Origin of the sequence: Chitiniphilus purpureus (assembly GCF_025642115.1) — a bacterium.
In the GTDB taxonomy this organism is placed as follows: Bacteria; Pseudomonadota; Gammaproteobacteria; order Burkholderiales; family Chitinibacteraceae; genus Chitiniphilus; species Chitiniphilus purpureus.
In genome coordinates, this window is record NZ_CP106753.1 from 1,171,941 (window position 1) to 1,189,918 (window position 17,978).

A 17,978-nucleotide genomic window follows, 5' to 3' on the forward strand; every position below is an offset into this window, starting at 1 on the left:
CTGCGCCTAGGGTAAGACCCGATGCCTCGCTGGCGATGCGCATCTAGCATGCGGGAATGGAAACCATGTCCTTCTTCTCGGCCTGCGTGTTGCTGCTGCTGGTCACCGATCCGTTCGGCAGCCTGCCGGTGTTCGTGTCGTTGATGAAGAACGTGCCGCCGGCGCGCCGCAGGCGTGTGGTGGTCCGTGAGATCCTGGTGGCCTTTGCCGTGCTGGTGCTGTTCATGCTGTTCGGCCGGCAGTTCCTGCAGATCATGCATCTTTCCGAAACCTCGCTTGGCATCGCTGGCGGGGTCATCCTGTTTCTGATCGCCCTGCGCATGGTATTTCCGCCGTCCTCAGGCACCGGCGGCGATCTGCCTGGCGGGGAGCCCTTCCTGGTGCCGCTGGCGATTCCGCTGATCGCCGGGCCATCGGCGCTGGCCACGGTGCTGCTGCTGGTATCGCGTGAACCGATGCGCCTGTGGGAGTGGGTGGGGGCGCTGGCGATTGCTCTGATGATCTGCGCGCTGACCCTGGGCTTTGCCGAGCAGATCAGCCGTTGGCTGGGCGAGCGCGTCACCACCGCCTTCGAGCGCCTCATGGGCCTGATCCTGACCGCCATCGCGGTACAGATGCTGCTGGACGGCCTGCGCCATTACATTGCAAGCCTCGGTGCCGTTTGATGCGGGGCAGAAGCCAGTGTCCGCTTTGCCATTACAATCGGCGCTGACGGATCCCATTGAAAGTCATTGAAAGAGGAGTGACGCATGACCCAGGACGAGATGAAGCGCGCTGCTGCGCTCGCCGCGATCGACTATATCCCGGACGACTGCATCGTCGGGGTCGGTACCGGCTCGACCGCCAACCACTTCATCGATGCGCTTGCCGGCTGCAAGGGACGCATCGTCGGTGCGGTGTCGTCGTCCGAGGCCTCGGTCGCACGGCTCAAGGGCCACGGTATCGCGGTGTTCGACCTGAACGGGATCGACCGATTGCCGGTGTATGTCGATGGCGCGGACGAGATCAATCACCAGCTGCAGATGATCAAGGGGGGGGGCGCTGCGCTGACGCGGGAGAAGATCGTGGCGGCGGTGGCAGAGCGTTTCATCTGCATTGCCGATGAGAGCAAGTATGTGACCGTGCTCGGCCAGTTCCCGCTGCCGGTGGAAGTGATCCCGATGGCCCGCTCCCACGTTGCCCGCGAGCTGGTCCGGCTTGGCGGCCATCCGGCATACCGCGAGGGCGTGCTGACTGACAACGGCAACATCATCCTCGACGTGCACGGGCTGCGCATCGCCGAGCCGGCCAAACTGGAGGCCGAGATCAATCAGATCGTCGGCGTGGTCACCAACGGCATCTTCGCGCGCCGCCGGGCCGACGTGCTGTTGCTGGGGACGCGGGACGGCGTGCGCACCTATCGCTGATCGCTACGGCAGACAGGGTGGAATGCTCGCCAAGCGTGGCCGGCATCCCTAAACTGGGGATGCCCGCGCTGCGCCGCGAGCACCCCCAGGTGGCCGGTGCAACATCCGTGTAACCTGGGCCTGCTAACCTGCCCTGATCACGCTGCCGGAGACATGAGCATGTCTGAACACATATCCAAGCAATTCGACGCCGAACTCGAAGCAATCCGCTCGAATGTGCTCGGCATGGCCGGCTTGGTCGAGGAGCAGGTACGCCTTGCGATGCAGGCATTGGCGGATGGGGACATGGCCATTGTCGAAAAGGTGCTGGAACAGGAAGAGCGCGTGGACGAGATGCACCTGATCCTGGACGACATGTGCATCCACATGATTGCGCGCCGCCAGCCGGCCGCGGGCGACCTGCGGATGGTGATGACGGTGATCAAGTCGGTCGAGGATCTGGAGCGGATCGGCGACAAGGCGGCACGCATCTGTCAGCGCGCCAAGAACATCTACAATGCCGGCAAGCTGCAGGTACCGCGGTTTGCCGAGCTCAACCATATCGCGCAGCAGGCGCTGGACATGCTCTCGAAGTCACTCAACGCATTCGCACGCATGGATGCCGTGCCGGCCACCGAGGTCAAGCGGGCCGATCAGGTGCTCGACTCGGAGTACCGGGCGCTGCAGCGGCAATTGATCACGGTGATGATGGAAGACCCGCGCTCGATCTCGCTTACGCTCGACATCCTGTGGATTGCCAAGGCCATCGAGCGCATCGGCGACCTGGCGGTCAATGTCGCCGAGCAGGTGGTCTACCTCGTCAAGGGGCAGGACGTGCGCCACAAGACGCTCGAAGAAATGGATCGCGTGGTGCTGCAAAGCCGGCCCGACTGAACGCAGGCCTTGCGCGTCTTCAAAGCCGGCCCGATTCGGTGTCAGGCCGGGGAAGACCGTGAACAGCATCCAAGGCGGCCGATGGCCGCCTTTTTCATTGGCCCGGCCCCGCCTTTTCCATGTCCACCTTCCGTTGTGGCGTGGCTGCCCGGGGCATGGCGGACCCTTTGCCAAATGGTGGGCTGCCGGCTATCGTGAAGCCCCTTGTCGCCCTGGAGCCATCATGTCCGATAACGCGCTGATCGCAGCCGTCGATCTGGGCTCCAACAGCTTCCGGCTGCAGGTGGCGCGCACCGAGCAGGGCAGGGTGGTGCCGCTGGAGGCGCTCAAGGAGACGGTCCGGCTCGCCGCGGGCCTGGATGAACAGAACTGTCTGACCGAGCAGGCGCAGGATGAAGCGCTGGCCGCACTGGGCCGTTTCGGGCGCCGGCTGTGGGGCATGGACCCGGCACGCGTGCGCGTGGTGGCCACCAACACCTTCCGCGTGGCCAAGAACACCGCCGAATTCCTGCCGCGCGCCCAGGCCGCGCTCGGGTTTCCGATCGAGATCATCGGCGGGCACGAGGAAGCGCGCCTGATCTACCTGGGCGCTGCGCACAGTCTCACCGCCTCGCCGAAGAAGCGGCTGGTGGTCGATATCGGTGGCGGCTCGACCGAACTCATCATCGGCAGGCAGTACGAGTCGCTGGTGACCGAAAGCACGTTGATGGGCTGCGTATCGTGGAGCCGGCGCTTCTTTGCCGACGGCAGGCTGGGCGCGCAGGCGCTCGCCCAGGCCGAATCCGCGGCCCGCCACGTGCTGCAGCCGTTCGAGGCTGCTTTTGCCGCCGGACGCTGGCAGGTGGCGATCGGCACCTCGGGCACCGCCCGTTCGCTGGCCGACATCCTGCTGCAGAACGGTTTCGCCCAGGGGGGCATCACCAGCGCGGGCCTGCTGCAGCTCCGCGAGCGCCTGTTGCAGGCGGGCCATATCGACCAGGTGCGGCTGCTTGGGCTGCGTGCCGATCGCAAGCCGGTGCTGGCCGGCGGGTTTGCGATCATGGCGGCGGTGTTCGCCGCGTTCGGCATCGAGCAGATGCAGATCACCTATGGCGCACTGCGCGACGGCGTGTTGCACGATCTGGTGGAGCGGCGCGCCGGTGGGGGCATGCGCGATCGCACCATTGCCGCATTCGCGCGGCGCTACCGCGTGGACGTGCCCCAGGCCGAGCAGGTCGCCGCGTTGGCGCTGCAGCTGTTCGGACCGGCAGCGGGGGACACGCGCCTAGTGCGCAGCCTGCATGATGCGGCCTTGCTGCACGAGGTGGGCCGCAATATCTCCCATATCAGTTTTCACAAGCATTCGGCCTATCTGCTGCGGCATGCTGACATGCCTGGATTCTCACGGCAGGAGCAGGCCGAACTGGCGCTGCTGGCGCTGGCGCAGCAGGGCAGGCTGCACAAGCTGCTCGCCGAGGAGTTGAGCGACGCACAGTGGCGCGCGGTACTGGCACTGCGGCTGGCCGTCCTGGTCTACCGCGCGCGTCAGGCACTGGCTTTGCCCGGGCTGTCGCTGATCGAGGATCAGGCCGGCCACTATCGGCTGCAGGTGCCGGCAGCCTGGCTGGACGCCCACCATCTGATTCGATTTGCGCTCGACGAGGAAGCCCGCGCATGGCAAAAGGTCGGAAAAACGTTGCTCATCCCGCACGCGTAAAGCATCACCTGAGCGCGGACAAGGCAGGCTCCCCGCCAGGGACCTTGCGCTACGTCGGTCCCAACCGGCCTGAGGATACGCTCGCCACGCTGATCGAATTCGGCCCGGAGGAAAACGCGTTCTTCGAAACCCGGTTCACCTCCTTCGAAGAGGGCAAGAGCTACGAGCCGCGCTACAAGACCTTCTGGCTCAACGTGCACGGCCTTGCCAATCTGGAGCTGCTCAAGTTCATCGGCCGGCGTTTCGGGCTGCATCCGCTGGTGATGGAGGACATCCTCAACACGCAGCAGCGCCCCAAGGTGGAGGTCTATCCCGGCTATCTGTTCATCACCGCGCGGCTGGTCCATGTCAACGACAACGGCGAGGTCGGCAGCGAACAGATCGCCATCGTGCTGGGGCGGGGGTTCGTGCTGACTTTCCAGGAAATGCCCACCGGCACCTTCGACGGCCTCCGTACCACCCTCAAGAACGGGCAGTCGCAGATCCGTAAGCTGGGGGCGGATTACCTGGTCTACTCGCTGCTGGACAAGCTCGTGGACCGGTACTTCAACGTGATCGAGCATCTTGGCGAGCGCATCGAGCAGGTGGAGGACGCGATCGCCGCGGGCCCCCGGCCAGAGCACCTGAGCGAGGTGCGCACGTTGCGCCGGTCGCTGCTCTACGTGAAGCGCGGTCTATGGCCCACCCGCGAGGTGGTCAATGTGATCCAGCGCGACGAGCCGGATTTCTTCCATGCCGAAACACAGCTCTACCTGCGCGACGTCTACGACCACACGGTGCAATTGATCGAAAGCACCGACGCGCTGCGCGATCTGGTGGGCAGCCTGCAGGACAACTACCTGGCGTTGCAGTCGCACAGGATGAACACGCAGATGCGCATGCTGACCGCGGTGACCACCGTGTTCATGCCGCTCTCACTGGTGGCGGGCATCTACGGCATGAACTTCGATGTGATGCCGGAACTGCATTGGCGCTGGGGCTACTACGCGGTACTGGGGGGCATGCTGGCGCTGGGAGGCGGGCTGTTGTGGTTCTTCAAGATCCGGCGCTGGTTCTAGCGCTTTTCCATACGCCGGTGGATGGCTCTGGAGGACGCCCATAGTCCGGGCAGCCGCGCGCCTGCACCAAGCACCTGTGCCACGGCTATTCCACGCTGCGGCGTCGTGGTGTCATGACCTGATGCGGGGGGGAGGGCCATACATCGCCGGGCGCTGCCGGGGTGCCGTCCTCATCGCCATCGTCTGCATGGCGATGCCCGTCGTACGCCGGTTCATCGTCACCATGGCGGCGGTCCGTTCCGGTACGGCGGTCATATAGCACCAAGCCTTCCTCGGTGATGAACGGGAGTGCCCGGCGGGTCATACTACGGCGTTCCATGCCACGTCGGACAAAGTAGACAAGCTTGCCATGGGGTAGGGGGAGGCTGGACATGATGGCTCCTGGTCGCCCTGTTCTGCCGATGTTAGATCAGGCCTTCCGCACCACGCGATGTTTTACCGCTGCGTGGTTACCAGAACCATGCAAATGTGAATATCCCCAGCATCGCGAGCGCCACAGCCACTTTGGCGATCGCGCCGATGATGAGGCCCATCCAGGTGGCAAGGCCGACCTTGCCGGCCTGCTCCATATCACGGCGCGCGTAGTACTCACCCAGGGCCGCACCGGCGAAAGGGCCGATCAGCAGACCGGGCAGGCCGCCGAATACGCCGAGGATGGAGCCGGCGAGCGCGCCCCATAGTGCCTGCTTGCTGGCGCCGTAGCGTTTGGCACCCAGGGCGCCGGAGATGTAGTCCAGCACGATGGACAGCAACAGCAGACCGGCCAACAGAACCAGCGGCATCCAGCCTACGCGCACGAATCCGTCCACCCACGCGGCAAGCAGCATGCCGCCGAAAATGAGCGGCGTCCCCGGCAGCAGCGGCAGCAGCGTGCCCAGCAGACCGATAAAGACCAGTACGCCGGCCAATACATACCACGCTGTTGCGGCAACCATCATGTCGTCCATGCTGCACTCTGTACCGGTCGTTGAAGGTACAACGAAGGAGCAGGCGCTGGCCTTGAAGTTCCCGCCCCTGGCGGAAGGCGCGTCAAACCGGGTGACGGACGCGCGAGCTGCGCCAGAGCAGGTACAAGCCGGCGGCCAGCATCGGCAGCGACAGCCATTGCCCCATCGACAGCTCCAGCGCCAGCAAGCCAAGGAAGTCGTCCGGCTCGCGGGCGAACTCGGCGGCAAAGCGCAGCAGGCCATAGCCGAACAGAAACAAGGCCGAGACCTGGCCGGTCCTGCGCGGTTTGGCGGAGTAGACCCACAGCACCAGGAACAACACGACGCCTTCGAGCGCGAACTGGTACAACTGGGACGGGTGCCGCGGCAGCATCCCGTACTGCAGCAGCCACTCCTGCCATTGCGGATTCAGGATCGCCGCCTGTGCGTCGGCGGTGCGTGCCTGCGCAAACCCCATCGCCCATGGCGCATCCGGCGTCGTCACCCGGCCCCACAGCTCGCCGTTGATGAAGTTGCCCAGTCGCCCGAATGCCAGCCCCAGCGGCACCAGCGGCGCAATCAGATCGGTCACCTGGAAGAAACTGCGGCGGGTCCGGCGTGCAAACAGTGCCATGGCGAGCAGCACGCCGAGAAAGCCGCCGTGGAAGGCCATGCCCCCTTCCCACACCTTGAGCATGTCGAGCGGATGGTGCAGGTAGAAATCCGGTTTGTAGAACAGCACATACCCCAGCCGGCCGCCCAGGATGACCCCGAGCACGCCATAGAACAGGAGATCGTCCATCTCCTGCGCCTGCCAGCCTTGCGGATTGCCGCGCTTGATACGCCAGCGGCCAAGCGTCAGGAACAACAGAAAGCCCACCAGGTACATCAACCCATACCAATGGACCGACAATGGCCCGAGCGAGAAGGCGATGGGGTCGAATTGCGGATGAACGAGCATGGACAGGGGCTTTTCGATAAAATCGCGGCATTATACCTGCTTCATCCGCATCCCTTCGTTGTACGCATCTCGCAAGGATTCGCCATGCCCGCCTACCGTTCCCGCACTTCCACCCATGGTCGCAACATGGCCGGCGCCCGCGCGCTGTGGCGCGCGACCGGCATGAAAGAAGGCGACTTCGGCAAACCCATCATCGCAATCGCCAATTCGTTCACGCAGTTCGTACCCGGGCATGTGCATCTGCACAACCTGGGGCAACTGGTGGCCCGCGAAATCGAAAAGGCTGGCGGCGTGGCCAAGGAGTTCAACACCATCGCCGTGGACGACGGGATCGCCATGGGGCACGGTGGCATGCTCTACAGCCTGCCTTCGCGTGACCTGATCGCTGATTCGGTCGAATACATGGTCAATGCCCACTGCGCCGACGCATTGGTGTGCATCTCCAATTGCGACAAGATCACCCCGGGCATGCTGATGGCGGCGCTGCGGCTCAATGTCCCGGTGATCTTCGTCTCCGGCGGCCCGATGGAGGCCGGCAAGGTCAACTGGCGAGGCGAAGAGCGGCACCTGGATCTGGTGGATGCGATGGTGGAGGCCGCCAATCCGGATGTATCCGATGAAGAAGTGGCGGCGGTCGAGCGCAGCGCCTGCCCCACCTGCGGTTCCTGTTCAGGCATGTTCACCGCCAATTCGATGAATTGCCTGACCGAGGCGCTCGGGCTGTCGCTGCCGGGCAATGGCTCACTGGTGGCCACCCACGCCGACCGCAAGCAATTGTTCCTGCAGGCCGGGCGCACCATCGTCGAGCTGGCGCGGCGCTACTACGAGCAGGACGATGCAGCCGTGCTGCCGCGCGCCATTGCAACGTTTGAAGCCTTCGAAAATGCCATCGCGCTCGATATCGCGATGGGGGGCTCGACCAATACCGTGCTGCACCTGCTGGCTGCGGCCAATGAAGCGGGCGTCGACTTCAGGATGACCGATATCGATCGCATGAGCCGCAAGGTCCCATGCCTGGCCAAGGTGGCACCTGCCACTGCCAAATACCATATGGAAGACGTGCACCGTGCCGGTGGCGTGATCGGCATCCTGGCCGAGCTGTCGCGTGCCGGACTGATTCACCGCGCGGTGCCGACTGTCCATACGCCCACGCTTGGCGAGGCGTTGGACAAATGGGACGTGGTGCAGCAGTCGTCCGACAGCATGGCGCATCATTTGTACCGTGCGGCGCCGGGTGGCATTCCCACCACCATCGCGTTCTCGCAATCGATGCGCTACCCGGAGCTGGACCTGGATCGTGCGCAAGGCTGCATCCGCGACAAAGCGCATGCCTACAGCCAGGACGGCGGCATCGCCGTACTCTATGGCAACATCGCCGAACGCGGCTGCATCGTGAAAACCGCCGGGGTGGACGAGAGCATCCTCACGTTCACCGGCCGTGCCCGCATCTTCGAAAGCCAGGAGGCGGCGGTGGAGGGCATTCTGGCCGATCAGATCGTTGCGGGCGATCTCGTGCTGATCCGTTACGAAGGCCCCAAGGGCGGACCAGGGATGCAGGAAATGCTGTACCCCACCAGCTATCTGAAGTCCAAGGGGCTGGGCAAGGCATGCGCGCTGTTGACCGACGGCCGCTTCTCCGGCGGCACCTCCGGCCTCTCGATCGGCCATGTCTCCCCCGAGGCGGCTGAAGGCGGCGCCATCGGCCTTGTGCAGGAGGGCGATACCATCCTGATCGACATCCCCAATCGCCGCATCGAGCTGCAGGTCAGTGCCGAGGAACTGGCAAGGCGCCGCAGCAGCATGGAGGCGAAGGGCAACCAGGCATGGAAACCCGTGGGGCGCGAACGCTATGTGTCACCCGCATTGCGTGCCTACGCCGCCATGACCACCAGCGCTGATACCGGTGCGGTACGCGATGTCAGCCAGGTCGAACGCAAATAGCCCTGACGGTGGCTGAACTCCGTGCGGGACGGTCTGGCCGTCCCGTTTCCATTGGTGGGAGCGCGATGAAGTCCGACAGCAGCGCAATCCGGCAAGCCATCCGGGATGTCGTGGCCCGTATTCCGCAGGGATGCGTATGCAGCTACGGCGACATTGCACGCCTTGCCGGTTATCCCCGCCACGCGCGTCTGGTCGGCCGTTGCCTAGACGACACCCTGCCCTGGTACCGGGTGATCAATCATCAAGGGCGCATCAGCCCGCGCGGCTGGAACGGCAACGATGAGCTGCAACGCGTGTTGTTGGAGGCCGAGGGGGTCGAGTTCGATGAGACGGGGCGGATCGATTGCCGGCGGTTCGGCTGGCAGAACACCGGCTGATCCCAGGCGCCCGGCGCTGACAAAGCGCGTTGCCGATACCGCATCCGCGGTGTGCGGCGACATGGATGGGCTGGGCCCATATAAAAAAAGCCAGGCTGGGCCTGGCTTTTTTTGTGCGGCAAGAAGCGGCACGTTTACGGGCATGTCCCAACGTAGTCCGTCAGGGCATTGAACGGGCTGCAGCGTCCGGGTGAGCTAATGCCCTGGGTCTGATAATCCTTGGCAAGGCCCATCAACGTAAACTCGGAAACATCCGTCGCGGTGACATTCCCGCTAAGTGTCGCGGTGGCGGTGAGTCGCATTTCGGCCCACCCTGCATAATTCTTGGCATAGATGACGTTGAAGAATGCAAAGCCGTTGGCGTCGGTGATCACGTTGGCCGGGTTGACCGTGGCCGGTTTGCAATCCCCGCCGGAGGTGCAGTTTGTCATTACCCTGGAAGTGAATGTCCAGGCATTGGGTGTAACTGTCTGGTCCCACTCCCGATAGCCCTTCCAGTAGCGGATCGGTTCCAGCGTCAGCTGCACGGTCGCATTCTTGACCGGCAGGCCGTTGGCGTCGGTCACCAGCACGTTGTACGGCTTGGAGTATTGCGTATCCGTCGGCTCGGCAGTCACATTGCTTGTCCCAACTTTGACCGATTTGGCCGAATTGCCGACCACGGTCACAAGGGCTGTCGCCACCGCAGAGCCGCTGGTTGCGGTGATGGTGATCGTCCGCGGCGTGGCATCGCCACCGGTTGTCAATTCGGCAGTGACCTGTCCGGCCTCATTGGTGGTGGCGGTGGCGTTGATCAGGCTGCCGGAGGTGACGGCCAGCGTGACCGGAGCGTCGCTGATGACCTTGTTGCCATTGTCCATCACGGTGGCTGTGACGCTGACGGCGCTGTTGTCGGGCAATTCCTTGCTGCTCAACAAAAAGTCGATACGGCTCGCCTGAACGCTTGGTGCCGGGGTCGGCGTCGGTTCGGTGTTGCTACCACCATCACTGGTATTGGCAGTGCCATTGCAGGCGGCAAGCAGCGCCAGCGATGCCACAGCGGTGATCTGAGCCGCTTGCCGGAAGCAGCTGCGGGTCAGGGTCGTGATATCCATTTATCTCATTTCCTTTGCGAGGTCGGATGGAAAAACAAAGGAATTTCCTTCGTTTGTTTTGCGATCGACGTAAGAGCCGTGGGCGCATTTAACCCGAATCATGCTTGCTCGCGCAAATATCAGAGGCGACGTGTGGGGCCAGGACGACAAATGCAAAAAGCCGGCTGAACAAGCCGGCTTTTTGCATTCAATCGGGTGGTGGTGTAGTCCCCTACTAGAGAGAACCTTCCTGCCTCACCGGCGAGGACACCGTAGGCATGATTATATACGAATACGGAAGCCCGGGTGGTGTTCGCGCTTCCCCGCGCATTCCCCTCCATCTTGAAGCCCGGATCGGCCCACCATCATCGGCAACCCGCCTCGCGGATGCCCCTCCGGCAAAGGCGTGCGCAACCGAGTTCTGCTTCGATGGCGCGGACAGACTTCCCTCTCTTTCTCGTCGGCCACATTGACATTTCCCTTTTTGGGAAATACAATGCAAGTCTGAACATGAACACATCGTCCCTACATGCGAATTCTGGGTTTGCCCATACTCGAGGCGTTCAAAAAAGATCATGCAGCCTCGCGTGGGCCACTGGATGCGTGGCAGACGGATGTCGAGCGTGAGAACTGGAAAACGTCACATGACATCAAGCGCAGATACAGGAGCGCGGATTTCTTGGCCGACAACAGAGTCATTTTCGACATCAAGGGCAATTCATATCGGCTTGTGGTCAAGGTCCGATATCAGAACGGGCTGGTAGTGGTCGAGTGGGTGGGGACGCATGCCGAGTACGACAAGAAAAAGTTCTAGGCAGATGTGTGTAAGGCAAGTAAACGACTGGTGGAGATGGCGATGAATGTAAAGATCATCAAGAGCGCGGAAGACTACGAAGCAGCAATGGCTCGCCTGTCTGCTCTGATGTCGCTTGACCCCAAGGCCAACTCCAAGGAAGAAAACGAGCTGGAGCTGTTGGCTCTGGTCATACAGGACTTCGAACGACAAACCGTTCCCCCGGTCAAGGCTGATCCGATTGAGTCGATTCTTTTCCGGATGGATCAGATGAAACTCTCCCGCAAGGATCTGATCCCCTACATCGGGTCAATCTCAAAGGTCTCGGAGGTACTGTCGCGCAAGCGTCCACTGTCCCTGCCAATGATTCGCCGACTCAACCAAGGTTTGGGCATCCCCGCTGACATCCTGATCGAAGACGTCGAAACAGACAGCACAGTCGTCGACCAGGAGCCAGAGATGGACTTCACCCGCTTCCCACTCAAAGAGATGCTGGAGCGGGGGTGCTTTGGGGATTTCGAAGGTAACGCGCAGCGCCTCAAAGAGTACGCCGAAGATTTGGTTCGAAAATTCATGCAAGACCTGCTACCCAAGCAAGTCAGCCCCGCGTTCCTGCGCGCCCCCATGCATCAACGCGGGGATCGACAAGCCGATGAGATGGCTCTGTTGGCTTGGCGCATGTGTGTCCTGCGGCAAGCACGAACATTAAACATTGCCAAAGAGTACAAGCACGGAACCATCACGCCAACCTGGCTGCGTGAGCTTGCCAAGCTCTCGACATTTGATGAAGGCCCAAAGCTCGCCCGGGAGTACCTCGCCCGTCACGGCATCACGCTTGTCATCGAAAAGCACTTCAAACGTACTTTTCTCGACGGCGCTGCGATGCTAGACAACGATCGACCAATTGTTGCTTTGACGTTGCGACATGACCGCTTCGACAACTTCTGGTTTGCTTTGCTCCATGAGTTGGCGCACGTTGCCAAACACCTGACCCCAGAGTCTCCCGTGTTCATCGACGACCTGGATCGCAGCAACCCCCAAGAGGTTGAAGCGGAAGCTGATGCTATGGCCCAGGAGGCGTTGATCCCTGAAAAGAGTTGGCGCACCGCCAAAGTACGTCAAACACTACTCTCTGAGGATGCGATCTCTTTCGCAGATGAGATCAGCGTGCATCCCTCCATCGTGGCGGGACGCTTGCGCCATGAAGAGAAGAACTTCCGCTTGCTTTCGCATCTCATCGGTAAGACGGGGCAGGTCAGCCAGATCCTGAGTCAATGAACAAAAATCCCAAAAAGGGAAACAACCATTTGCGTTGATCCTTTTTCGGGATTATCATAGAATCTACTCACCAGTACGGAATCGAACTCCCGAACGAGCCAGTGGCCGTGCTGATAGAAGTCACGGTGTTGGCAGCTGGGTTTGTACCCAGTCGTCAACACCAAAGAAAAAGGCCCCGAAGTGCTACCAACACTTCAGAGCCTTTGGTGAGGTGAATAGGGGGCTACCAAACCACCCATGCACATCATGTCTTGAACGGACAGCGGATTTTACCAGTTCGCGGTGTGCTGGCAAGCCCAAACCCCCTCAACTTTCATGAGGAGTTGGCCATGGCCTACCACCGATGGAAGAGCGTCTTTGTGCGCGCATACACCCGGTTCCGGTTCGGACGCCGGGAGGCTGTGTGCCAGCACTGGCGATCTCATCCGGGTCAGATGCAATTGTTTGCCTGATCCATCCCTGACGGGACTCAGCAGGACCTGACTCCCGTCTCCCCTCTTTCCGCGAACTGATAAGGAAAATCCTATGTCCTCCAAGAAACCGACGAACGAACACACCTCCGCCCGCGTGGCATCGACCGCTGCCAAGCTGTTGAGCAACCCACGCACACCTGCATCCGTCAAATCCGTGGCGGCATCGGCACTGACCCAAAAGGCCAGTTCCAGCAAGGCAAAAGGCAAGTAATCGTTGTTGTCACCCGATTTCTGCTCAGCGCCGAAGTCGGGTGACGCAGCGATCAGCTGTGGCACTGACGACAGCAACACCAGGAGGTTCTCTTGTTCTTCAACACTCAACCCTTCCGAATCATTTCTCGCCCCAAGCTGACTGGCCTGGGGGAACACTGGGGCGTTCAACTGCCCGACGGCAACGTCGCGCACCTGACCCCTGAAGGCGAACAAATTGTGAGCTTCACGGAGTTCGCACAAGGCCGCCCTATCAAGGAAGTCCGACGCGCTGCACCCGAGCAGCGGGCGCAAATCATGCAACGGCTCTCCCTATCGCTGCAACACCGGGGCCCCTACCGGCTACTGGACCGCAATTGCGAAACCTACGCCACGTGGCTGCTGGGCGAAAAACCCCGGAGCCCTCAGGTGGAAGGCGTCATTTTCTTGGGCGTGATCGCAGCCCTCCTGCGCTTCGCGTGACCTTGTCCACAAACCTGCGCAGTCCTTCGTTCAGGAGCTACTGACACTGATCACGCTCCTTTCCGGGCGGGCTGTACAGAGATTGAGCAAACCACGCTGGTGAGCAGAGAAATCCAATCTGCTCGAGGGTTTCCATACGAATTTTGTATGGAGCCCACCGATGACAACCAAGTACTGCGCGCACTGCGGCCACCCCTTCGAACCCCGCCCACAGGTTCCCGACCAAGCCTTCTGCTCAGCCCCTGAATGCCAGCGTGCTCGCAAGCGCGAATGGCAGCGGGCAAAACTCCAATCCGATCCTGACTACCGCATCAATCAGCAGGCGGCCCAGCGCGCGTGGTCACAGCGCAATCATGACTATTGGCGCAATCACCGAGACGCACAACAGGCCGACGGCGATCAAGGATCGCAACCGGATACGGCTCATCAGCAGCGAGTCATCGATCCTGTAAAGATGGACGTGTCAGCCCTGCCTTCCGGCATCTACCGGATCACAAGACGGCCAGATTTTCCGAAGGGAACGCCGGGTTCTTGGGTGGTTGAAATCACGCTGCTGTACGAAACCTGTGAATGCAAGATGGATGCGTCAAGAGATGACTTGATCGACAACCAGGGAGTCCGGCCTTAACTTCAAGCCCAAATGGGCTCTCGATCATCCTGGATGGCAACAATTTCAACCATGTGCATTCCGGCCGCGCATTGCAGGCCACGTGTATGCCAATGAGGTGAATGGCAGGCCCGAGAGCAAGTTCACACAACATAAAGTGATCGGGTCTATGCAGGCAGAAGAGTTCTCCATTCCGGGGGCGGATCAGCCACCGACATTTCGGGCCGCCGAGTACGTGCGGATGTCGACCGAGCACCAGCAGTATTCGACGGAAAACCAAGCCGACAAGATCCGCGAATACGCTGCCCGGCGCAACATCGAGATCGTTCGCACCTATGCCGACGAGGGCAAGAGCGGCTTGCGCATCGATGGGCGCCGGGCGCTGCAGCAGCTGATCAAGGACGTCGAGGCAGGCATCGCGGATTTCCAGATCATTCTGGTCTATGACGTCAGCCGCTGGGGCCGGTTTCAGGATGCCGATGAGAGTGCCTATTACGAATACATTTGCCGCCGCGCCGGAATCCAGGTCGCGTACTGCGCAGAGCAGTTCGAAAACGACGGCTCGCCTGTGTCGACCATCGTCAAGGGCGTCAAGCGCGCGATGGCTGGCGAGTACAGCCGCGAGTTGTCGGCCAAGGTATTCGCCGGGCAGTGCCGCCTGATTGAGTTGGGTTTCCGACAGGGTGGCCCGGCTGGCTATGGGCTGCGACGCGTGCTGATCGATCAGTCCGGCACGCTCAAAGGTGAATTGGCTCGCGGCGAGCACAAGAGCCTGCAAACCGACCGCGTCATTCTTCAGCCGGGGCCGGATGATGAGGTTGCCGTGGTCAACCAGATCTACCGCTGGTTTGTCACCGACAACCTGACGGAGCTGGACATCGCCGAACGCCTGAACGCACAAGGAACGCGCACTGACCTTGGGCGGGATTGGACGCGAGCGACCGTCCGCGAGGTGCTGTCCAACGAAAAATACATCGGCAACAACATCTACAACCGTCGGTCTTTTAAGCTAAAGAAGCACCGGGTGGTTAACAGCCCCGACATGTGGATCAAGAAGGAAGGTGCGTTCGAGGGCATCGTGCCGCCGGAGCTCTTCTACACGGCGCAGGGCATCTTGCGCGCAAGGGCACATCGCTACAGCGACGAGGAGTTGATCGAGAAGCTGCGCAATCTGTACCAGCGCCACGGGTACCTCTCCGGCCTGATCATCGATGAGGCAGATGGCATGCCGTCTGCGGCGGCCTATGCACATCGATTCGGCAGTTTGGTTCGCGCCTACCAGGCGGTGGGCTTCACACCGGACCGCGACTACCAGTATCTGGAGGTGAATCAGTTTCTGCGCAGACTGCATCCTGAGATCGTCAGCCAGACCGAACGCATGATTGCCGAGGTCGGCGGCAACGTCGAGCGTGAACCGGCCACCGACCTTCTCACTGTGAATCGCGAGTTCACCGTTTCACTGGTGCTGGCGCGGTGCCAATTGCTCGACAACGGGCGACGGCGCTGGAAGGTGCGCTTCGACACCAGCCTCGCGCCCGACATCACGGTGGCCGTGCGGCTGGACGACAGCAATCAGGCTGCCTTGGACTACTACCTGCTGCCGCGACTGGACTTCGGTCAGGCACGCATCCATTTGGCCGACCACAACGGCATCGAGTTTGAGTGCTATCGCTTCGACAGCCTGGACTACCTCTACGGCATGGCGCGGCGCATCCGCATACGGAGGGCCGCATGAGTCAAGAAAAAGAGCATCGGCATTCGGAGTTGCGGATGATTCCGCTCAACCGGATTGAGGTTCTCAACCCCCGCGAGCGCAACAGCAGGGTCTTCGAGCAGATTGTCGGCAACATCCAGAACATTGGCCTGAAAAAGCCCATCATCGTGACGCCACGTCCAGGGAGCAATGGCGAGCACTATCTCCTCATCTGCGGCGAGGGTCGGTTCAAGGCCTTCAAGACACTCGGGCATCAAGAGATCCCGGCAATGGTGATGAACGTCGATGACGAATCGGCCTTCATCATGAGCCTCACCGAGAACATCGCCCGGCGAAAGTTCAGCCCGTTGGAATTGCTGTCCGGCATCGAGCAGCTGCGGGATCAGGGCTATGACAAGAAATCCATTGCCCAAAAGACAGGCCTGAGTCCGGAGTACGTGCAGGGCATCCTGCAGTTGCTGCAGAACGGTGAGCAGCGACTGCTGATGGCCGTCGGCAGCGGGCGCATCCCTCTCAACGCGGCGATCACCATCGCTGGCGCGGGCAGCGACGAGAAAGCCATTCAAGCCGCATTGCAAGATGCCTACGAAACCGGAAAGCTGCGTGGCAGCCAGTTGATCCAAGCCCGTCGTGTGATCGAACGTCGCCGCACCCAAGGCAAGTCCATCGGCGGCAGGATGACCTCCCGCAAAACCAATGAGGATGTCACCACGTCCAGCCTGGTGCGGAACTACCAGCGGGAAGTCGAGCGACAGAAGCTGCTGGTCAGGAAAGCAGAGACCGCTCAACGCAACTTGCTGTTCATTGTCGGGGCCCTGCGCCAACTGCTGGCCGACGAGAATTTCACCACCCTGCTGCGCGCGGAGGGGCTGGACACACTGCCCCAGTATCTGGCGGAGCGGGTCTGGGCTCGAGGGAGCGGCGCATGAGCAAACCGCCCTTGGGCTTCGTTCCGGAGCCATTGGTTCTGCCCCTCTCGTCCGTCCTGCCCTCGCGTAAGACGCCAGAAGGCTTGCTTGCCTCACGGAAATTCAAGCAGATCACCGCATCTATCGAGGCGGTCGGGCTAATCGAACCCCTGTCGGTGGGAAAGCCCAACCGCGAGGGGCAGCACATCTTGCTGGACGGGCACACACGACTGGTCGCGCTGAAACAGCTGGGCTTCGACAAAGCTCCCTGCCTGGTAGCCACCGATGACGAAAGCTACACCTACAACAACCGGATCAATCGCCTCTCCAGTATTCAGGAGCACCTCATGATCCGTCGCGCTGTCGAACGGGGTGTCACCCCGGAAAAGCTGGCGAAGGCCTTGGACGTGGACATCAGCCACATCATCAAGAAGCTAAACCTGCTGGAAGGCATCTGCCCGGAGGCCGCCGAATTGCTGCGCGACCAGACGTTTTCCGCAAACCTTGGTGCGGTCCTGCGCAAGCTCAAGCCGACCCGTCAGGTTGAGTGCGTTGAACTGATGGTCAGTGCCAACAACATCACGGTCGCCTATGCCCAGGCCTTGGTTGCGGCGACACCCAGCAACTTGCTCGTTGGTGAAACCAAGCCCAAGAAGATGACCGGTGTCAGCGCCGACCAGATGGCCAAGATGGAGAGGGAGATGGGCAACCTCCAAGAGCAGTTCAAGCTCGCCGAGCAAACCTACGGTCAGGACATCCTCAACCTGGTGCTGGCCAAGGGCTATCTCGCCAAGTTGATGGCAAACGAAGCCATCTTGCGTCACCTGACCAGGAACCACCCCGACGTGCTGAACGAGTTCGACAGCATCGTCCGCATGGTGGCGCTGGACAAATAAGCGGCGCGCAATCGGCGTAGTGAGCGAAACCCTTCCCACCGGAAGGTCGTGATGGCGTCCACGCAGGCGGCCACGGTTCTTTAACAATCTGGAAGCATCAGGGTCATCGCCCCCAAAACGGAGTTTCTGCTTCCCTCCGCGATCAAGGGCGATGACCGACAGGCTTGCCGCTGGCCTGCCCACGCGCATCGGGGGCTGCGCCTGGGCGAACAGCGGCACCTTTTTCAGTTTTTGGCGACCCAGTCTTCGTGGCGGAGCAATAGACCTAAACAGTGCTCGCTTGCTGAAGCAAATGAACCGTCTTGTCCCAGAAACAAGGCTTCGAC

The 17,978-nt window shown here is 61.5% G+C and carries 19 protein-coding genes; 14 read left to right on the forward strand and 5 right to left on the reverse strand.

Annotated features, from left to right (window positions below; translation table 11 throughout):
• Positions 1–56: 56 nt before the first annotated feature.
• The 5 genes from N8I74_RS05030 (at position 57) to corA (ending at position 5,033) form a co-directional block, all read left to right on the forward strand.
• Positions 57–665, forward strand: coding sequence for a MarC family protein (locus N8I74_RS05030; RefSeq protein ID WP_263125849.1), 609 nt, complete (start codon positions 57–59; stop codon positions 663–665).
• 84 nt (positions 666–749) lie between these two features.
• Positions 750–1,406: a ribose-5-phosphate isomerase RpiA gene (gene rpiA, locus N8I74_RS05035; RefSeq protein WP_263125850.1), complete on the forward strand. Its 657-nt coding sequence runs from the start codon at positions 750–752 to the stop codon at positions 1,404–1,406.
• A gap of 159 nt (positions 1,407–1,565) precedes the next feature.
• Positions 1,566–2,279 (forward strand): phosphate signaling complex protein PhoU, encoded by a 714-nt coding sequence (gene phoU, locus N8I74_RS05040; protein ID WP_263125851.1) that lies wholly within the window; start codon positions 1,566–1,568, stop codon positions 2,277–2,279.
• A gap of 223 nt (positions 2,280–2,502) precedes the next feature.
• Positions 2,503–3,975 carry a Ppx/GppA phosphatase family protein gene (locus tag N8I74_RS05045; protein WP_263125852.1) on the forward strand — a complete coding sequence of 491 codons (1,473 nt, stop codon included), beginning with the start codon at positions 2,503–2,505 and terminating at the stop codon, positions 3,973–3,975.
• A 44-nt stretch (positions 3,976–4,019) separates the two neighbouring features.
• Positions 4,020–5,033: a magnesium/cobalt transporter CorA gene (gene corA, locus N8I74_RS05050; RefSeq protein WP_263125853.1), complete on the forward strand. Its 1,014-nt coding sequence runs from the start codon at positions 4,020–4,022 to the stop codon at positions 5,031–5,033.
• Positions 5,034–5,118: 85 nt separating this feature from the next.
• Here corA and N8I74_RS05055 read toward each other — a convergent pair whose 3' ends face one another.
• The 3 genes from N8I74_RS05055 to lgt all read right to left on the reverse strand — a co-directional run bounded on the left by N8I74_RS05055 (position 5,119) and on the right by lgt (position 6,920).
• Complete coding sequence (locus N8I74_RS05055; protein ID WP_263125854.1) at positions 5,119–5,406, reverse strand: hypothetical protein; 288 nt, start codon at positions 5,404–5,406, stop codon at positions 5,119–5,121.
• A gap of 76 nt (positions 5,407–5,482) precedes the next feature.
• The gene (locus N8I74_RS05060) at positions 5,483–5,941 is read right to left on the reverse strand and encodes a DUF456 domain-containing protein (protein ID WP_308445879.1); all 459 of its coding nucleotides are present in this window, start codon (positions 5,939–5,941) and stop codon (positions 5,483–5,485) included.
• A 121-nt stretch (positions 5,942–6,062) separates the two neighbouring features.
• Positions 6,063–6,920 (reverse strand): prolipoprotein diacylglyceryl transferase, encoded by an 858-nt coding sequence (gene lgt, locus N8I74_RS05065; RefSeq protein ID WP_263125856.1) that lies wholly within the window; start codon positions 6,918–6,920, stop codon positions 6,063–6,065.
• Between the two features lie 84 nt (positions 6,921–7,004).
• Here lgt and ilvD point away from each other — a divergent pair, with 84 nt between their 5' ends.
• Both ilvD and N8I74_RS05075 read left to right on the forward strand, forming a co-directional pair.
• A complete protein-coding gene (ilvD, locus tag N8I74_RS05070; RefSeq protein ID WP_263125857.1) occupies positions 7,005–8,861 on the forward strand; it encodes a dihydroxy-acid dehydratase in 1,857 nt (618 codons plus the stop codon).
• Positions 8,862–8,926: 65 nt separating this feature from the next.
• Positions 8,927–9,238 carry an MGMT family protein gene (locus N8I74_RS05075; RefSeq protein WP_263125858.1) on the forward strand — a complete coding sequence of 104 codons (312 nt, stop codon included), beginning with the start codon at positions 8,927–8,929 and terminating at the stop codon, positions 9,236–9,238.
• Between the two features lie 134 nt (positions 9,239–9,372).
• Here the strand turns inward: N8I74_RS05075 and N8I74_RS05080 are convergent, their stop codons facing one another.
• Positions 9,373–10,332: an Ig-like domain-containing protein gene (locus N8I74_RS05080; protein ID WP_263125859.1), complete on the reverse strand. Its 960-nt coding sequence runs from the start codon at positions 10,330–10,332 to the stop codon at positions 9,373–9,375.
• 508 nt (positions 10,333–10,840) lie between these two features.
• Between N8I74_RS05080 and N8I74_RS05085 the strand changes: the two genes are divergently transcribed.
• Positions 10,841–11,125, forward strand: coding sequence for a type II toxin-antitoxin system HigB family toxin (locus tag N8I74_RS05085; protein ID WP_004629355.1), 285 nt, complete (start codon positions 10,841–10,843; stop codon positions 11,123–11,125).
• A 42-nt stretch (positions 11,126–11,167) separates the two neighbouring features.
• Positions 11,168–12,382: an ImmA/IrrE family metallo-endopeptidase gene (locus tag N8I74_RS05090; RefSeq protein WP_263125860.1), complete on the forward strand. Its 1,215-nt coding sequence runs from the start codon at positions 11,168–11,170 to the stop codon at positions 12,380–12,382.
• 269 nt (positions 12,383–12,651) lie between these two features.
• Here the strand turns inward: N8I74_RS05090 and N8I74_RS05095 are convergent, their stop codons facing one another.
• Complete coding sequence (locus N8I74_RS05095) at positions 12,652–13,176, reverse strand: hypothetical protein (protein WP_263125861.1); 525 nt, start codon at positions 13,174–13,176, stop codon at positions 12,652–12,654.
• On the opposite strand from N8I74_RS05095, the gene N8I74_RS05100 reads away from it, so the two are divergent.
• The 5 genes from N8I74_RS05100 (at position 13,159) to N8I74_RS05120 (ending at position 17,652) form a co-directional block, all read left to right on the forward strand.
• Positions 13,159–13,527 carry a lecithin retinol acyltransferase family protein gene (locus tag N8I74_RS05100; protein WP_263125862.1) on the forward strand — a complete coding sequence of 123 codons (369 nt, stop codon included), beginning with the start codon at positions 13,159–13,161 and terminating at the stop codon, positions 13,525–13,527. The genes N8I74_RS05095 and N8I74_RS05100 overlap by 18 nt on opposite strands.
• A gap of 160 nt (positions 13,528–13,687) precedes the next feature.
• Complete coding sequence (locus N8I74_RS05105; RefSeq protein ID WP_263125863.1) at positions 13,688–14,155, forward strand: hypothetical protein; 468 nt, start codon at positions 13,688–13,690, stop codon at positions 14,153–14,155.
• A gap of 148 nt (positions 14,156–14,303) precedes the next feature.
• Positions 14,304–15,869 carry a recombinase family protein gene (locus tag N8I74_RS05110; RefSeq protein ID WP_263125864.1) on the forward strand — a complete coding sequence of 522 codons (1,566 nt, stop codon included), beginning with the start codon at positions 14,304–14,306 and terminating at the stop codon, positions 15,867–15,869.
• Positions 15,866–16,777 carry a ParB/RepB/Spo0J family partition protein gene (locus N8I74_RS05115; protein ID WP_263125865.1) on the forward strand — a complete coding sequence of 304 codons (912 nt, stop codon included), beginning with the start codon at positions 15,866–15,868 and terminating at the stop codon, positions 16,775–16,777. Before N8I74_RS05110 ends, N8I74_RS05115 begins: the two co-directional genes overlap by 4 nt.
• Positions 16,774–17,652, forward strand: coding sequence for a plasmid partitioning protein RepB C-terminal domain-containing protein (locus N8I74_RS05120; protein WP_263125866.1), 879 nt, complete (start codon positions 16,774–16,776; stop codon positions 17,650–17,652). The genes N8I74_RS05115 and N8I74_RS05120 overlap by 4 nt, the downstream gene beginning before the upstream one ends.
• Positions 17,653–17,978 lie beyond the last annotated feature (326 nt).

What these genes read in the sequence shown, in the direction of transcription:
- N8I74_RS05030 (WP_263125849.1), top strand. Translation starts at nt 57, where the DNA reads ATGGAAACCATGTCCTTCTTCTCGGCCTGCGTGTTGCTGCTGCTGGTC.
- rpiA (WP_263125850.1), top strand. Translation starts at nt 750, where the DNA reads ATGACCCAGGACGAGATGAAGCGCGCTGCTGCGCTCGCCGCGATCGAC.
- phoU (WP_263125851.1), top strand. Translation starts at nt 1,566, where the DNA reads ATGTCTGAACACATATCCAAGCAATTCGACGCCGAACTCGAAGCAATC.
- N8I74_RS05045 (WP_263125852.1), top strand. Translation starts at nt 2,503, where the DNA reads ATGTCCGATAACGCGCTGATCGCAGCCGTCGATCTGGGCTCCAACAGC.
- N8I74_RS05055 (WP_263125854.1), bottom strand. Translation starts at nt 5,406, where the DNA reads ATGTCCAGCCTCCCCCTACCCCATGGCAAGCTTGTCTACTTTGTCCGA.
- lgt (WP_263125856.1), bottom strand. Translation starts at nt 6,920, where the DNA reads ATGCTCGTTCATCCGCAATTCGACCCCATCGCCTTCTCGCTCGGGCCA.
- ilvD (WP_263125857.1), top strand. Translation starts at nt 7,005, where the DNA reads ATGCCCGCCTACCGTTCCCGCACTTCCACCCATGGTCGCAACATGGCC.
- N8I74_RS05075 (WP_263125858.1), top strand. Translation starts at nt 8,927, where the DNA reads ATGAAGTCCGACAGCAGCGCAATCCGGCAAGCCATCCGGGATGTCGTG.
- N8I74_RS05080 (WP_263125859.1), bottom strand. Translation starts at nt 10,332, where the DNA reads ATGGATATCACGACCCTGACCCGCAGCTGCTTCCGGCAAGCGGCTCAG.
- N8I74_RS05085 (WP_004629355.1), top strand. Translation starts at nt 10,841, where the DNA reads ATGCGAATTCTGGGTTTGCCCATACTCGAGGCGTTCAAAAAAGATCAT.
- N8I74_RS05090 (WP_263125860.1), top strand. Translation starts at nt 11,168, where the DNA reads ATGAATGTAAAGATCATCAAGAGCGCGGAAGACTACGAAGCAGCAATG.
- N8I74_RS05105 (WP_263125863.1), top strand. Translation starts at nt 13,688, where the DNA reads ATGACAACCAAGTACTGCGCGCACTGCGGCCACCCCTTCGAACCCCGC.
- N8I74_RS05110 (WP_263125864.1), top strand. Translation starts at nt 14,304, where the DNA reads ATGCAGGCAGAAGAGTTCTCCATTCCGGGGGCGGATCAGCCACCGACA.
- N8I74_RS05115 (WP_263125865.1), top strand. Translation starts at nt 15,866, where the DNA reads ATGAGTCAAGAAAAAGAGCATCGGCATTCGGAGTTGCGGATGATTCCG.
- N8I74_RS05120 (WP_263125866.1), top strand. Translation starts at nt 16,774, where the DNA reads ATGAGCAAACCGCCCTTGGGCTTCGTTCCGGAGCCATTGGTTCTGCCC.